The organism is Paraburkholderia sp. MM5496-R1, from assembly GCF_050436205.1.
Lineage (GTDB): Bacteria > Pseudomonadota > Gammaproteobacteria > Burkholderiales > Burkholderiaceae > Paraburkholderia > Paraburkholderia tuberum.
Genome location: NZ_JBNDLT010000002.1, coordinates 379,862 through 395,344, shown reverse-complemented (window position 1 = coordinate 395,344; position 15,483 = coordinate 379,862). Strand labels below are relative to the sequence as shown.

15 protein-coding genes are annotated in these 15,483 nt (G+C 66.7%); 5 read left to right on the top strand and 10 right to left on the bottom strand.

The features are described from left to right. Position 1: 1 nt before the first annotated feature. Together phnX and OKW38_RS08525 are read right to left on the bottom strand one after the other, a co-directional pair. Positions 2 to 805, bottom strand: a complete 804-nt coding sequence (phnX, locus tag OKW38_RS08530) for a phosphonoacetaldehyde hydrolase (RefSeq protein WP_429361007.1) — start codon at positions 803 to 805, stop codon at positions 2 to 4. 62 nt (positions 806 to 867) lie between these two features. Further along, positions 868 to 2,118: a 2-aminoethylphosphonate--pyruvate transaminase gene (locus OKW38_RS08525; protein WP_429361005.1), complete on the bottom strand. Its 1,251-nt coding sequence runs from the start codon at positions 2,116 to 2,118 to the stop codon at positions 868 to 870. Between the two features lie 118 nt (positions 2,119 to 2,236). On the opposite strand from OKW38_RS08525, the gene OKW38_RS08520 reads away from it, so the two are divergent. After that, complete coding sequence (locus OKW38_RS08520) at positions 2,237 to 3,136, top strand: LysR substrate-binding domain-containing protein (protein ID WP_429334682.1); 900 nt, start codon at positions 2,237 to 2,239, stop codon at positions 3,134 to 3,136. Between the two features lie 115 nt (positions 3,137 to 3,251). Here the strand turns inward: OKW38_RS08520 and OKW38_RS08515 are convergent, their stop codons facing one another. Together OKW38_RS08515 and OKW38_RS08510 are read right to left on the bottom strand one after the other, a co-directional pair. After that, a complete protein-coding gene (locus tag OKW38_RS08515) occupies positions 3,252 to 3,998 on the bottom strand; it encodes a glucose 1-dehydrogenase (RefSeq protein ID WP_187612769.1) in 747 nt (248 codons plus the stop codon). A gap of 513 nt (positions 3,999 to 4,511) precedes the next feature. Further along, positions 4,512 to 4,712, bottom strand: a complete 201-nt coding sequence (locus OKW38_RS08510; protein WP_429361003.1) for a hypothetical protein — start codon at positions 4,710 to 4,712, stop codon at positions 4,512 to 4,514. Between the two features lie 196 nt (positions 4,713 to 4,908). Here OKW38_RS08510 and OKW38_RS08505 point away from each other — a divergent pair, with 196 nt between their 5' ends. Both OKW38_RS08505 and OKW38_RS08500 read left to right on the top strand, forming a co-directional pair. Further along, entirely contained in the window at positions 4,909 to 5,796 is an 888-nt protein-coding gene (locus tag OKW38_RS08505) for a LysR family transcriptional regulator (RefSeq protein WP_090805807.1), read from the top strand. A 123-nt stretch (positions 5,797 to 5,919) separates the two neighbouring features. Next, the gene (locus tag OKW38_RS08500; RefSeq protein ID WP_429361001.1) at positions 5,920 to 7,269 is read left to right on the top strand and encodes a TAXI family TRAP transporter solute-binding subunit; all 1,350 of its coding nucleotides are present in this window, start codon (positions 5,920 to 5,922) and stop codon (positions 7,267 to 7,269) included. A gap of 27 nt (positions 7,270 to 7,296) precedes the next feature. Here OKW38_RS08500 and OKW38_RS08495 read toward each other — a convergent pair whose 3' ends face one another. From OKW38_RS08495 to OKW38_RS08470, 6 genes are all read right to left on the bottom strand, one after another. Next, positions 7,297 to 8,199 (bottom strand): ProQ/FINO family protein, encoded by a 903-nt coding sequence (locus OKW38_RS08495; protein WP_429334685.1) that lies wholly within the window; start codon positions 8,197 to 8,199, stop codon positions 7,297 to 7,299. Positions 8,200 to 8,289: 90 nt separating this feature from the next. After that, positions 8,290 to 9,654: an ATP-binding protein gene (locus OKW38_RS08490; protein ID WP_429360999.1), complete on the bottom strand. Its 1,365-nt coding sequence runs from the start codon at positions 9,652 to 9,654 to the stop codon at positions 8,290 to 8,292. After that, on the bottom strand, positions 9,651 to 10,313 hold the full coding sequence (locus tag OKW38_RS08485; protein WP_429334687.1) for a response regulator: 663 nt from the start codon (positions 10,311 to 10,313) through the stop codon (positions 9,651 to 9,653). The genes OKW38_RS08490 and OKW38_RS08485 overlap by 4 nt, the downstream gene beginning before the upstream one ends. A 247-nt stretch (positions 10,314 to 10,560) precedes the next feature. After that, entirely contained in the window at positions 10,561 to 11,391 is an 831-nt protein-coding gene (hpnK, locus tag OKW38_RS08480) for a hopanoid biosynthesis-associated protein HpnK (protein ID WP_429360997.1), read from the bottom strand. Next, on the bottom strand, positions 11,391 to 12,656 hold the full coding sequence (gene hpnI, locus OKW38_RS08475; RefSeq protein ID WP_429360995.1) for a bacteriohopanetetrol glucosamine biosynthesis glycosyltransferase HpnI: 1,266 nt from the start codon (positions 12,654 to 12,656) through the stop codon (positions 11,391 to 11,393). The genes hpnK and hpnI overlap by 1 nt, the downstream gene beginning before the upstream one ends. A 19-nt stretch (positions 12,657 to 12,675) precedes the next feature. After that, positions 12,676 to 13,026, bottom strand: coding sequence for a hypothetical protein (locus tag OKW38_RS08470; protein WP_184043340.1), 351 nt, complete (start codon positions 13,024 to 13,026; stop codon positions 12,676 to 12,678). A gap of 383 nt (positions 13,027 to 13,409) precedes the next feature. Here OKW38_RS08470 and OKW38_RS08465 point away from each other — a divergent pair, with 383 nt between their 5' ends. Beyond that, on the top strand, positions 13,410 to 14,069 hold the full coding sequence (locus tag OKW38_RS08465) for a response regulator (protein WP_090805227.1): 660 nt from the start codon (positions 13,410 to 13,412) through the stop codon (positions 14,067 to 14,069). After that, positions 14,066 to 15,469 (top strand): ATP-binding protein, encoded by a 1,404-nt coding sequence (locus OKW38_RS08460; RefSeq protein ID WP_429360993.1) that lies wholly within the window; start codon positions 14,066 to 14,068, stop codon positions 15,467 to 15,469. Before OKW38_RS08465 ends, OKW38_RS08460 begins: the two co-directional genes overlap by 4 nt. The last annotated feature ends 14 nt before the right edge of the window (positions 15,470 to 15,483 follow it).

Below are 15,483 nucleotides of genomic sequence, written 5' to 3'. Positions count from 1 at the left end.
TTCAAGGCCGTTCGCCGCGCGCGAGCCGTGCGTCGATGTCGTACACGACCGGCATCAGATCCGCGACGCTATCGATCACGTAATGCGCGCCCGCCGCCTTCAGCCTCGCCATCGCGGCGTTGCGGCGCGCGGCGAATTCGTCGGCCGGCAACGCCTTCACCTCCGCCTCGCTCATGCCGAACGCGTTGCCGCTCACCGCGACACCGACCGCCCACGTGCCGGCGTTGATGCCTTCCTCGATGCCGACCTCGGTGTCGTCGACCTTGATCGCCTCTTTCGCGCGCCACACGCCGAGCAGCGGCAGCGTCCGGTAGATCATGTACGGTGACGGCCGCCCTTCCGGCGTATCGCCGGTGCACACGATGCTGTCCGGCGCAAAGCCCTGCGCGGCCGCGCCCGGTACGATTTCGTCGATGATCTCGCGGGTATAGCCGGTCGTCGTGCCGATGCGGATATCGTTCTGACGCAAGGCGCTCGCGACTTCGGCGACGCCCGGGATCACCGCGCTGTAGCTCGCCGCGACCGCGATGTTCTTCGGCACGAACACCTCGTACACGGCGTCGATATCGGCGTCGGTCGGCATATGGCCGTGGCGCTCGGCCCAAGCCTGCGCGACGCGCGGCAGCGCCATCAGCGCCGCGATATGCGGCCGCTTGGCCATGCCCATCGGGCCGCGCGCTTCGTCGATCGTGATCGGCACGCCGAACTGCTCGAAGGTCTCGACGAAGGCCCCCATCGGCGCGCGTGAACCGTAGTCGACCACCGTGCCGGCCCAATCGAAAATCACTGCCTTCACGTGTTTCATCTGCTTGAATCCCCAGGAATCCGAATGTATTGGGTTTGCCGTCGCGGGTTTGCTGTCGCGGCTCAGGCCGCCTGCGCGAGCGCCTTGCGTTCGTCGAGCGCGGCGGGCGGCGGCCCCGCGTGCGTGACGCCCATTGTGCGCAGCGCTTGCGCGCAGGCATCGACCACGCGTCGCATCACCTGCTCGTCGACCTGACCGATGCAGCCGATGCGGAAACTATCGACCACCGTCAGCTTGCCCGGATAGATGATGAAGCCCTGCTCCTTCATCAGTTCATAGAAGCGCGCGAACTCGAACGACGGATGCGCCGGCGAAAAAAACGTCACGATGATCGGCGAGCGCCAGCGCCCGTTGAGCAGCGGCTCGAAGCCAAGCTCGTGCATGCCGGCCACCAGCACGTCGCGATTGTTGGCGTAGCGCGCGAGCCGCGCGGGCTGCCCGCCTTCGAGCTGGTGCAGACGCAGCGCCTCGAGGAACGCGGCCACCGTATGCGTGGGCGGCGTGAAGCGCCACTGGCCCGTGCGATTCATCACGTCCCATTGATCGTAGAGATCGAGCGCGAGCGAATGGCTGCGGCCTTTCGCCTCGCGCAGGGCGCTCTTGCGCGCGATCACGAAGCCGAAACCCGGCACGCCCTCGATGCACTTGTTCGCCGACGACACGAACGCCTCGCACGCGATCTGCCGCACGTCGAGCGGCACCGCGCCGAAGGCGCTCATCGAATCGATCAGCAGTTTGCGGCCCTGCCCGGCGACCGCGGCTGCAATCTCATCGAGCGGATTGAGGATGCCCGAGCTCGTTTCGCAATGGATCGCGACCACGTGCGTGATCGATGGATCGGCGGCAAGCATGCGCTCGACTTCGAGGCCGCGCGGCGGCAGGTAGTCGCCCTTGTCGAGCAGTGTGCAGGTGCGGCCGAGATAGCCAAGCGTGGTCGCCGCGCGCTTGCCGTATGCGCCGTTCGCGAGCACGAGCGCGTGGCCGTCGCGCGGAACCAGGCTGCCGAGCATCGCTTCGACGCAGTAGCTGCCGCTGCCCTGCAGCGGCACGCAGTCGTAGTCGCCCGCGGTGTCGCCGGCGATCGCCAGCAGGCTCGCGCGCAACTCGGCGGTCATCGCGCGGAAGTCGCCGTCCCACGAGCCCCAGTCGCGCAGCATCGCCTGTTTCGTCGATAGTGCCGTGGTCAGCGGGCCCGGCGTCAGCAGATAAGGCTCGCCGCCAGCCGGCGCGGCGCAGGGTGTGGTGCAACGGGTCGATGTTGCCGCGGCTGCCATGGCCAATGTCGCCGCCGAACCGCCGATCGCGCTTTCCATGTCCGCCACTCCGATATCGCTATGTCGATAGCTCACACGATACAGAAGCGTTGTCCATCGGTAAAATCGATATAATCGATGACGGTATCGCAAAAACTTATTTGCTGGCGAGGCACACGTGCAATACGCGCAATTGCGGGCGTTCCATGCGGTCGCGGAACATGGCGGCTTTTCGAAAGCGGCGCAGGCGTTGTCGCTGACGCAGCCGGCGGTGTCGGATCACGTGCGGCGGCTCGAACAGGATTACGGCGTCAAGCTGTTCGAGCGCGGGCCGCGCGGCGTGGAGACGACCGAACTCGGGCTGCGCCTGTTCAGCGTGACACGGCATATGCTCAGTTGCGAGCGGGACGCGCGCCAACTGCTCGAATCAGCGGGCGGGCTGGAGTCGGGTTCGCTATCGCTCGCGGCCGATGCGCCCGATCTCGCCGTCGCGCTGATCGGCGCGTTTCGCCAGCGGCACCCGGGCATCGTCGTCACGCTGTCGATCGCCAATGCGGCAGAGTGCATGCAGCGCGTGCTGTCGAGCGCGGTCGACGCGGCGATCACGGCCGCGCCGCAGGTGCATAGCCGCTTGCAGTCGCGCGTGTTGCGGCGCGATCCGCTGGTCGCGATGGTGCCGGCGAGCTACCCGGCCGCGAAGAAGCGCCGGCTGAGTTACGCGGAGCTCGTCGATCAGCCGATGATCTTCCGCGAGCCGCAATCGGTCACCCAACAACTGCTCGAAATCGAGCTCGTGCGCGAGTCGTTGCAAGTCGAGCCGGTCATGTACGTGGATGGCCGCGAGGCGCTGGAGGAAGCGGTCGCGCAGGGAATCGGCGTCGGCGTCATTGCGCGCGCAGAGTTCAACGAGTCGCGGCGGATCCGGATGGTGCCGCTGCTCGATTGCCGCGTGCAGATGATCGAATCGCTGACGCGGCTCGCCGAGCGGCCGGGTTCGAATCTGCTCGACGCGTTTTTTGCGGTGGAGTTGCCGGGAGCCGAAACAGAGGTCTCGGGGGGCGATGTTCAACGCGCGTAGCTCGCGCGCCGTCGCTGCGAGGAGCGGCGTGGCCTTCATGCTGCCGGCCCCGCCGCCCGCGATCGCGCCCGAATCGTTCCGCGGGTTGCCACCAGCGTTGGCAACCCCTTCAGACTTAACGCGACCCGCCGCTCGCGATCAGGCTCTCGCCCGTCAACCAGCGCGCGTCATCCGACGCGAGGAACGCGACGACATCCGCGATATCGTCGGGTTGGCCGATACGGCCGAGCGGCGTCGTGCTGATCGCCCACGTTTCGAAGTCCGAGCCGATCACGCCGGCGCTGTGGGTGCCCTCGGTCTCGACCATGCCCGGATTCACCGAATTCACGCGGATCTTGCGCGGTCCGAGTTCCTTCGCGAGCACGCCGGTGATCGCATCGACCGCGCCCTTGGTCGCCGTGTAGACCGCGGTGGTCGCCGGCGTGATGCGGGTCACGACCGAGCTCACGTTGACGATGCTGCCGCCTTCGCCCAGATGCCTGGCCGCCGCCTGCGACACGAGCAGCAGCCCAAGCACGTTGACATCGAAGTGCTTATGGAAGTGCGCTTCGGTGATCTCTTCGAGCGCCGCGAATTCATAGACACCCGAGTTGTTGACGAGAACGTCGAGCCGCCCGTACGTTTCGATCGCCGTATCGATAATGCCGTTCGCGTCCGCGGCCTTCGACACGTCACCGCCAACCGCGACCGCCTTGCCGCCCGCCGCCGTGATATCGGCGACCACCTTGTCGGCGCCCGCGCGGCTCGACGCATAGTTCACCACGACCGACGCGCCTTGCGCCGCCAATGCCTTCGCAATCGCCGCTCCGATGCCTTTCGATGCACCCGTTACAACCGCTACCTTGCCAGTGAGCTTGCTCATCATCGTGTCCTTTCAATGGTTCGCGCCGGCATGCCTCGCGAGGAGCCGCGGGGTCCACGCCAATAAAAGCCGGAAATGCAGTGGCGCTGTCACTGGTCGTTAATTTAGGCATGCCGCGAGGCCGGATAAAGCGGCTCGAGACGAATTGATACGCCGCTTCCGACGAACAATCGATTCGCACCAGACCTCGATGGCCACGTTTACGCGTGGCTTACGACGATTGATGCTGTTTGGCTTGCGCCGCGGCGTCGGCGTCGCGCAAGCGCGCGCTGACCGACCGCGAGAGCGGCACGCGGCAGTAGAGACGTGCAACCGCACAAGACTCCTACGGGCAGACGCCACGATCAGGCGCTACACACTCAAAGCGCTTTTATTCATCGCACTTTTGTTCGCTGCTGAGCAGCAGCGCGATGTGCGCGGCCACGCTCGCGAGCACCGCGAGCGCGCCGAGCGTATCGAGAATAATGGGCCACACGATCTCCCTCCTCCGCGATCCGCTGCTCCCAACGTCTTTTAAACGGATGCGCGCGCCATCGATTGAACGCCGGGGCCGAGCAGACAGATAAAGAACCGCGCACGCGCTGACCGAACTACCGCAACCAGCGTGCCGAGTACGATGCCCGCCAGCATCGGCCATAAGCGTCCGACGAGCGCGCGCACGCCCGATCCCGCAAACAGCTGCCACTCGTTGGTGACGAACGACGGCAACAGCATGCGCGAGCTGAATGCGCTGCCGCGCGCGGAAAACGCGCTCGTGCGTCATCTGGCCGGTATTGAGCGGCGCTGTTGCTATCATTCGTTGCCCTCGCGCAGCGCCGCGGCGGCAGCACCGTACCGCAACCGGCAGCGCCCAAGGCGCAGCAGACCAACGCAACACCAATCGCCGACGCATCACACCTCAGAGGCATGCATGGAATTTCGCCAACTTCGCTACTTCATCGCGGTCGCCGAGGAGATGAACATCACGCGGGCGGCCAATCGTCTGCATATGACACAGCCGCCGCTGTCGCGGCAGATCCAGCAGATCGAGGAAAGTGTCGGCCTGCCGCTGTTCGAGCGCGGCTCGCGGCCGTTGCGGCTCACCGAAGCCGGCCGCATTTTCTACACGCAGGCGAAACGTCTGATCGATGAAGCCGACGAGCTCGCGCCGCTCACGCGCCGGCTCGCGCAACTCGCGGAACGCATCGTGATCGGTTTCGTACCGTCGACGCTGTATGGCGCGCTGCCCGCGGTGATCCGCTCGTTTCGCGAGGCCGCGCCGCACATCGAGCTGTCGCTGATCGAGATGTTCACGATCGAGCAGTTGGCCGCGCTCAAAGGTGGCCGCATCGACGTCGGCTTCGGCCGGCTGCGCTTCGACGATGCGCAACTCGCGCGCGAAGTGCTGGTCGAGGAACGGATGATCGCCGCGTTGCCGCAGGACCATCCACTCGCGCGGCAAAAGAAGCCGCTGACGCTTGCCGCGCTCGCCGAGGAAACCCTGATCGTCTATCCGAGCACGCCGCGGCCGAGCTATGCTGACCAGCAGATCTCGGCAATGCACGATCAGGCGCTGGAGCCGAAAGCGATCCATGAAGTGCGGGAGTTGCAGACCGCGCTAGGGCTGGTCGCCGCGCAGGTCGGCGTGTGTCTCGTGCCGGAGAGCGTCGAGGGCTTGCGCGCGCATGGCGTCGCGTACCGGCCGATTCCGTCGGCAAGCGCCGCGTCGCCGATCATCATGAGCCGGCGCCTACAGGACGAATCGCCGGCGACGCTGCTGATGTGCTCGCTCGCGCGGCAGTTGTTCAAGCGCGTTTGAGCGCCGCGTGCGTGAGCACGGCGATGCGGCGCCGCGCGCCCGGTCAATAGAGCGAACCGTCGACGGCAAAGCCGCCCCGCACAGGCGACAATGCCTTCGCCTGGCTTCCCGCACGGAGTCTTCATGAAAGCGCAGCGTCCGCGGCCTCCGCACTTTCCCGCCGAACCTACGCGCGCCGAATGGCGCGAGCACCTGCTGCCCTACTTCATCACGGCGCTGCTGATCGCGTTCGCGATCGTGCTGATCGTCTGGATCGCCAATCCGGCGCCGCCGCGCACGATCACGATCAGCGCCGGCCCGCGCGACAGCTCGTTCGTCGTCACCGCGAACCAGTACCGCAAGATCCTCGCGCGCAACGGCATCCGCCTGAACGTGCTCGAATCCGAAGGTTCCGTGCAGAACCTGCAGCGGCTGCTGGATCCGAAGCAGCACGTCGATATCGCTCTCGTGCAGGGCGGGGTGGCCGAAGGGCTCGATACTTCGTCGCTGGTGTCGCTCGGCAGCGTGTGCTATGTGCCGATCGTCGTGTTCTATCGCGGCGCGGCGCTCACGCAACTGGCGCAGCTCGAAGGCAAGCGAATCGCGGTCGGCCGCGAAGGCAGCGGCACGCGGCTGCTCGCGCTGCAACTGCTCGCGGCGAACGGCATCGAGCCCGGCGGCGCCACGACACTAGTGCCGAGCGACGGCCTGCAGGCCGCCACGCAGCTGGTTGCCGGCGAGGTCGACGCGGCGATTCTGAGCGGAGATTCGGCCACGCGCGACCTGATGCTGCGGCTATTGCGCGTACCCGGCATCTCGGTGATGAATTTCGACGAAGCGAGCGCCTATACACGCGTCTTTCCGTTTCTCGACCAGATCGACTTGCCGCCCGGCGTGCTCGATCTGAAGCGGCGCATTCCGCCCGAGACCGTTCACCTGATTAGTCCGACGGTCGAACTCGTCGCGCGCAGCACGCTGCATCCGGCGATTTCGGATCTATTGATCGAGGCGGCGCAGGAAGTGCACGGCGCCGCGGGCCTGTTGCAGCACGCCGGCCAGTTCCCGAACCCGGTCGAGCACGAATATCCGATCAGCGAAGACGCGCAGCGCTATTACCGGACCGGCAAGGGCTTTTTGTATCGGACGCTGCCTTTCTGGCTCGCGAGCATCGGCGATCGTACGCTCTTCCTGCTATTGCCGGTCGCCGTGCTGCTGTTGCCCGCCATGCGCGTGATCCCGGCGCTGTACCGGTGGCGGGTGCGCTCGCGCATCTATCGTTATTACGGTTCCCTGATCGCGATCGAACGGCACGCGCTCGCCGGCGCAACCGACGAGGAGCGCACGCAGCTACTGGGGCAACTGGACGAGATCGAGGCGGCGCTGAGCCACCTGCGCATGCCGCTCGCGTATGCGGATGCGTTTTACGTGCTGCGCGAGCATGTGGGATTCGTGCGCAGCCGGTTGACGGCTGCGCCGCCCGTCATGGCCTCGTGATCGAGGCCATGACGGGCTGTGCCAAGGTTAGGCTTGGGAGGGGGGCGAAGCGGGAGCGGTGGCTTGCGGTTCGTATTGCGCGCTGGTCTGCGCCTGGGTGTCCGCGCTCCCGGCGGCATCCGCCGCTACGGCTTCCGGCGACGCAGCAGCGACATCCGCTTGGCGGGCCGCTTGTTCCGCAACTGCCGCTACCGCTGCTTCGGCATGTGACGCTTCAGCGGCCGCGCCCTCGGCCGGCGTACCTGCATCGGTCGGCGCATGCGCGCTTGCCGTCGCGGTGGCGGCCTTCTGCGCGCCCTTCGCCGCGCGATGCGCGAGCAGGCGCTGAGCACCCGCCGCTTCCTGCGCCGTGACCTTGCCGGCTTCGACGCCCGCCAGGTCGACGCGCGCCGCGCCTTCGACGAGGCTCTTCCAGTAGCGCCCGCCGCGGCACCACGTCTTGATCGCGTCGCGCAGCTCGGCTTCGCTCATCGACAGTTCCTTCGCATGCACGACGAGGTCTTCGAAAATGCCGATCTTCAGCGGCAGCTTCGGGGCCGGATTCTTCGGGAAAGCGACCGGGAAACGTTTTTGCAGACGACCGATCGAGCGCACCACCGGGTCCACCGGCTTGGCGTCCACCGCCGGCTTGGCGGGCGCGGTGTGGCGCGCCGGCTGCGGGCCGCCGGCTCGCGTACCTGGCTTGCCGTCCGGGCGAGCGCCGGCCTTTGCGGCCGGCTTCGCGCCGGGCCGGCCACCGGGCTTCGTGCCCGGATTGGCACCACGGTCGGCATGTGAACCAGGATGTGCCGCTGAATTTGAAGCGGGCTTGCCGGCGGACTTCGAAGCGGGGCGCGTGGCCGATTTGCGATCGGGCTTGCCGGCGGACTCTGCGGCGGCACGCGCCGCGGCCAGTTGCTTCTTCAGTTCAGCGAGTTGTTCGAAACCCATAGTGCACAACCAATCTGTCGATCCGTAAAAATGAGATTGTAGCAGCGTGCGCCTACGTGCTTGTGACAACCCGAGCCGCAATGACGATCGTCAATTCGCGGCCGTGACGGGCGCGTGGGCGGCGGGCGCGCGCAGCCCCGTGACGGACACCCGCAAACCGGGCGCCCCGACATTGTTGCTCAGCGACAGGCCGAGCTGATGCCGCTCGGCGATCCGCGCGACGATCGCGAGACCGAGCCCGCTGCCCTCGCCCTTCGACTCGTCGCCGCGATAGAAAGGGTCGAACACGCGTTCGAGTTCCGCCTCGGGAATTCCCGAGCCGCTGTCGACGACCTCGAAGCCCACGCGCTCGCCCGTGCGTCGCAGCACCACGTCGACACGGCCGCCCGCCGGCGTATGACGGATTGCGTTATTGATCAGGTTCCCTAACAACACGCTGATACTGTGCGGCTCCGCGAGCACGGTATAGGCGTCGTTCGGCGTGCGCGCGTGTTCGCATTCGAGGCCGAGATCGATCTCGCGCAACTCCGCGAGCACGGAACAATCGCTGACTGCCTGCTCGCCGATGCGGCGCAGGCTGACCGGCACCGTCGACGTGACCGGCTGCGCGTCTTCGCGTGCGAGCGTCAGCAGTTGCTGCACGAGGTGGATGATCCGGTTCACCCGATGTTCGACGCGCTCGAGCGTCTGCCCCTCGCCTCTCAGCGATCCATCGCGCGACGCCGCCTGCAGTTGCAGCTTCAGCGCCGCGAGCGGCGAGCGCAGCTCGTGCGCGGCATCGGCGATGAACGTGCGCTGCGCCTGCGACGCCGTATGCAACCGTTGCAGCAGATCGTTCAGCGCTTCGACGAGCGGCCGGATTTCGACCGGCAGGTTGCCGTCGAGCCGCAGCGGTTCGAGCGAATCGATCGAACGTGTCGCGAGCGCGCGCGACAGCCCGCCGATCGGCGCGAGCCCGCGCGCGACCACCAGCAGCACCAGCGCGCTCGTCACCGGCAGCAGCACGCCGAGCGGCCACAGCGTGTGCAGCGCGAGCTGCAACGCGAGTTCTTCGCGCACCGAGACCGGTTGCGCGACCTGCACGTAGCGGTCTGTCTGCGCGACGCCGAAGATGCGCCAGTGGTATTCGCCGCGCGGCACTGTGTGAAAGCCCGGCGGCAGACGCTCGAACTCCGGCGCCTGCGCGGAGCGATAGACGAGCGTACCGCCGCGGTCCCAGATTTCGATGACGATGCGGTCGTCGGCGAGATCGCCGAGGTCGGGTTCCCGCCGCTCGCGGCTGCCCGCGCCGCTCAGCGCCGACGGCAGCGACAGCGCGACGGTGCGCAGTTCGTAGTCGAACAGCTCGCTCGCCTCGCGCCGCGCGGTATGGAAGATCGCGAAAGCCGCGATCATCGACGCCGCCGCCATGCCGAAGATCAGCCAGCCGAGCAGCCAGCGGCGAATCGACGTCATCCGCACCTCTTCAGGCGGTAGCCGACCCCGCGCACGGTCACGATCTGGTCCGCGCCGATCTTGCGCCGCAGACTGTGCACATGCACTTCGATCGTGTTGCTGCCGACTTCCTCGCCCCAGCCGTACAGCTTTTCTTCGAGCTCGGCCTTCGTGAACACGCGGGTCGGCTCCTCGATCAGCGCCTGCAGCAACGCGAATTCGCGCGGCACCAGCGGCAGCGGCACGCCGTCCTTGGTGACTTCATGCGCGGCGGGGTCGAGCGTCAGGTCGCCGTGACTGTAGACCGGCTGCTTCTGGCCGGTGCGCCGGCGCAGCAGCGCGCGAATGCGCGCGGCCAGTTCGTCGAGATCGAACGGCTTGATCAGGTAGTCGTCGGCGCCGGCGTCGAGACCGCGGATGCGCTCGTCGACCGCGTCGCGCGCGGTCAGGATGATCACGGGCGCCGCGCCGCCGTTGCGGCGATACGCGTTCAGCACGTCGATGCCGTCTATTTTCGGCAGGCCGAGGTCGAGCAGCACGAGGTCGTACACGCCGTTATCGAGCGACAGTTCCGCCGCGCGGCCGTCCTCGGCCCAGTCGATCGCGTAGCCGGCGCGGCGCATCGCGCCCAGCACCGATTCCGCGATCATGTCGTCGTCTTCGACCAGTAGCAGGCGCATGGCCTCTCCTCTCCTTGGTGCGGTTCTGGCCGCCGCATTATCGGCCGTCGCAGCTTAATGAACCCTTACGGGGTACGGACGACGCGTCGATTTCGCACGGCCCGGCTCGCGCGATTCGACGTTAAGCCTGTCTTATCGTGCAGTTGCCGCTCGTGCTGTTGCTGCTGCCGGCGTTGCTGAAGCTGTTGATGAAAAAGCAGCCGCTGTGAGCGTGGCCAAAGTTTTCCGCGTTTCGCGAAGCATGGCGCTACGCAAGCACATCCGCGAACCCGCCGAGCCGCCCCCCAAGCGCGCGGATCGCGGCGGCCACCCGTGGCGACAGCAGCGCCTGCAACTCGTCGGCATGCCGGTAGTCGTGCATGCCGTCGCTCAGCGCGTCGCCGGCCAGCGCCGGATGACAGTAGATTTCGCCGACACCATGCGGCAGATTCGCGAGCGCGGCGAGCCAGGTCGCCTCATCCATGCGCCCGCTCGCCGCGATGCCGACCACGTAGTCGTTGTGCGCGATCCCCGCGCGCTCGAGCCGCGTCTTCACGTGCGCGATCCACGGCCGCAGCCACAGCGGCGCGTTCGCTTCGAACGGCAGACGCATCGCCTTCATGCCGTAGTCGCGGCCGATGTCGAGGATCAGGCCGAGCACGGTCGGATGCAGATGAAAATGCTTGTGCGTGTTCACGTGGTCGAGCGTAAGGCCGGTCGCGGCGAAGGCTTCGAATTGCGCGTGAATTTCGTGCGCGAGCTGCCGGCGCACGTGCGGCAGAAAAAAGAAGCGCACACCGTCACGCACCATGTTGCTGCCGAAGCGGCCATTCTCGTTGAGCAGCGCGGCGACCTGCTCGCGCGGCGCCAGCGCGGCGCCGTCGGCCAGCACCAGATGCAGGCCCACGCGCAGTTCCGGCAGCATACGCGCGCGCGCGACCGCGTCTTTGGCGGCCGGCGCGCCGACCATCAGACTCGCGGCGCGCAGCACACCGTTGCGATGCGCACGCTCGACCGCGATATTGACGCGCTGATGCAGACCGAAATCGTCGGCGGTGATGATCAGTCCGCGCGGCTGGGTGGGTTTTGCGCTCTCCATCACGTGAGGCTGTCCAGCCGGCCGCTGCGCTCGGCGGACGGCGTGCCGAGCTGCATGCGCTCGCCGCGCCACACGACGTGCGAACCGAACGCGCTGACGAGCCACTGGAGCGCGAGCAGCGTATCGCGCAACGGCACCAGCGGCAGATCGCGCCAGAACGTGCGCACGCGGCGTGCCGCGCGCAGGTGCAGCAGCAGGCGCGCGCCAACGCAGACCGCAGTGGCCGACGCGCTCGCGACCACCGCCGCGAAAGGCGCGTGAGCACACGTCGCGAGCGACACGGTCTGCCCCGCGCTCGTCAACAGCCACGGCGTGGGGAACGTGATCAGCAGCGACACGAAGCCCGGCGGATTGACCGAGCGGATCGTGCGCAGCCAGCGCGTTTCGCGCTGCCACAGCGCCGCGAAGGTCGGCTCGATCACGTCGGTCGCGACCATCACGCGCGACAGCACCGTTTGCAGACCGAGCGCGCGCACGTGCTCGGCGAGCCAGTAGTCGTCGGCGAGGCAGTTTTTCAGCGCTTCGAAGCCGCCGATGCGCTCCAGCGTCGCGCGCCGCAACGCGAGCGTCGCGCCGAAGCCGAAGCGGCGCGAGCCGATCGCATGGGCGACCCGCACCGAGGGTGCGAACCACTCGTTGATGAACAGCGCACCGACACGCGGCCAGAAGCCGCCGACGCCGCGCGCGACGTACAGGCACGTGACCACGCCGACGTTCGGGTCCGCGAGCGGCGCGGCGACGCTGTCGAGATAGTCCGGGTCGACCGCGATGTCGCTGTCGGCGATCACGATCACGTCGTGGCGCGCGCGTGCCGCCATGTTGATCAGGTTGCTGACTTTCAGATTGCTGCCGTGTACGCGTGTGTCGATTGCAAGCTCGATGTCGCGCTTCGGATAGGCGGCCTGCAAACGGCGCACCACCGCGATGGCGGGATCGTGCGGCGACGACACACCCAACACCAGCTGAAAATGCTGATGTCGCTGCTCGCAGAAGGTTCGCAGATTTTCGTAGAGACGCGGCTCGGCGCCGCACAGCGGCTTCAGCACGCTGACACCGACCTGCGCGAACGGCCCGGTTGGGCAATCGAGCGAATCCATCAGCGAACGGCTGAGCGCGCGATTGACGGCCCTGCCCCCATGATGGTTCGATTTATGTCGGGCGGTGAAAAACGGCATGGCGAGCGCGGCGGCTGCCGTGTAGATCGAAGCGCTAACGCAGGCGGCTAACAGAAGCCATTGACATGCAATCAACGCGTGCGCCGCCATTGTGTGCCGTCCGTGTCCGTCAGTGCTCGGCCAGCACGAAAGGTTGCCCCGTTAGTCGCAGATGAAGCACGACGAGCCACCGGCGCGGACAATTCGCTGCGATCACGGCGGGCCATGCGCCGCGAGCAGCGCGAGTCGCGCAGTCGCGCCGCACCGCGACCTCGAAGGCGACCTCGGCAAATTCGCGCGCGATCACCACGCCGCCGATGATCAGCGCGAGCGCGAACAGCCTGAACGATGCCGAAGCGAAAAAAGCGTCAGAGACCGGCAGTACCGGCAACGCCATGCACAGCAGCGCTTCGGTGCCCGCGGCCGTCAGAGACGCCACTAGCAGATGGGCTCGTAGCATGTCGATGGTGACTCGCTTCATAACGTGCCTCGTGCGCGGCCTTGCGGCCTGACCGGATGCTGGCAATGGGCGGGACTCGTCGAGATCGTCCGTTGACGCCATCGACCAGTATAAAGAATGCCTCGCGCGTCGCTCCATCGAAGTCCTTACGATCAGGTTGCGATGGCCTGACGACAACGTCGTCTCGCACATGCATTACGATCTGCGACGACCATTTTATAGCGCGTCGATGGTATCGATTCAAGCTGAAGGAAACCTTAACCACGCGCATGGCATGAAGCGGCTAACGAACGGCGTGGTTACACTTCGGAACGCGGCAGATTGTTCGTCTATGTGCATCAATGCCGCTTGCATCTAAATGCTCGACGTTATGCAAGAACGCCCCACAATGGAATATTTGCCTCATGCGCTTACTCCTCGTAGAAGACGACGAACTCATCGGCTGCGGTGTCGAGGCGGGCCTTCGTCAGGCCGGCTTCACAGTCGACTGGGCACGCGACGGCCACAAGGCCGGCCTCGCGCTCGACACGACTCAATATGCCTTGGTGGTACTCGACCTCGGCCTGCCGCGCGTGAGCGGCACGGAACTGCTCAAACGCGTGCGCGACGCCGGCAATGACGTGCCGGTGCTGGTGTTGACCGCAAAAGGCACGGTCGTCGATCGCGTCGGCGGACTCGAAGCGGGCGCCGACGACTATCTCGGCAAGCCGTTCGATCTCACCGAACTGGTGGCGCGGTGCCGCGCGCTGTTGCGCCGCGCACAAGGTCGCAGTATCGATCTGATTCGTTACCAGAATCTGACAGTGAATCCGGCCGCGCAAACGGTGCAGATCGACGAGGCGCGCGTGCCGCTCACGTCGCGCGAATGGGCGATCCTGCTGCAACTGCTGACCAATCTCGGCATTCCTCAGTCGCGCTCGCGGCTCGAAGAAAGCCTGTACGGCTGGCAGGAAGAAATCGAAAGCAATGCGATCGAGGTGCACGTGTCGAACCTGCGCAAGAAGCTCGGCGCAAGCCTGATCAAGACCGTGCGCAACATCGGCTATGTGATGGAGAAAGAATGATCGGTCCGTCGATTCGGCGGCGCCTCGTGCTGCTCGTGCTCGCGAGCATCGCGATCGTATGGGGCTGCGCGCTCGTGTCGAGCTACCGGCAAGCCATCCGCGAAGTCGCCGCGTGGGAACGAGCGCGTCTCGCCGAACTCGCGCAGATGCTCGCGCTGCTCGATTCGACCAATCTGATGACGCTCGCCAATGCGCGCATCGACGTGCGCGAAGAAGAGAGAGGCGGTGAGCCCGGCGCGAGCGATCTCGACGACGACGACACGCTGCCGCGCGACGCCCTCTTCCAGGTGCGCGCGGCCAACGGCGCCATTCTGGCGGGCAGCCCGCAACTGCATGCGCTCGCCGCGTGGGATTTGCCGTTGCCGCCCGCGAGCGGCGCGCAGGACGTCACGCTGGGCGGTCAGCTCTATCACTCGTTCACGTTGCGCGAAACGGCGCTCGGTCACTGCGTGCGTGTGTTCGAACTGGCCAACACCCGCAGCGACCTGGTGAGCGGTGTCGCGAGCCGCATCGCGCGGCCCACGCTGATCGCGCTGCCAGTGCTCGCGGTGCTCGTGTGGCTCAGCATCGGCTGGAGTCTCGCGCCGCTGAAGGTGTTGTCGGCCGCGATCCGTTCGCGCGACATCAACCGCATGGAACCGGTCGGCATCGGCCGCACGCCGCTCGAGGTGCGCCCGCTCGTCGACGCGATCAACCAGATGCTGGCGCGTCTGCACCATGCGCGCGAGCTAGAGCGCGCCTTCACCGCCGATGCCGCGCACGAACTGAAGACGCCGCTCGCCGCGATCAAGGTACAGGCGCAGGTCGCGCTCGCCGAGTCCGACATCGCGCTGCAGCGGCTCGCGATGGAGCGCGTCGTGCAAGGCGTCGATCGCAGCGCGCGGCTCGCCGAGCAACTGCTGCTGCTCGCGCGGCTCGACGTGCAGGAGAAGCTGCCCACCGTGCCGCTGAGGCCGGCGGCGATCGCGAAAGATACGCTGCTCGCGAACAGGCGCAATGCGCAACAGAAGCACATCAATGTGATGCTGGTCGGCGACATGCTCGCCGAGATCGACGCGGAGCCCGTGCTGATCGGCATCCTGCTCGACAATCTGCTCGATAACGCGATCAAGTACGGACGCTCGGGCGGCACTGTGGAAGTGGCGGTGCGCCATGCCGACGAGCAGGTGCAACTGATCGTGCGCGACGACGGCCCCGGCGTCGCGCCGGACGATCTCACGCGGCTCACGAACCGCTTTTTCCGCGCGACCGGCAATCAGGCGACCGGCAGCGGGCTCGGTTTGTCGATCGTTGCGCGGATCGCCGAGCATTTCGGCGCGAGTCTGCAGGTAGGCGCCGGGATCGGGGACCAGGGGCTTGCGGTGCGGGTGTCGTTTCCGGCCTATCGCGCGACGCGCTGAAGGCGCGCGCCAAT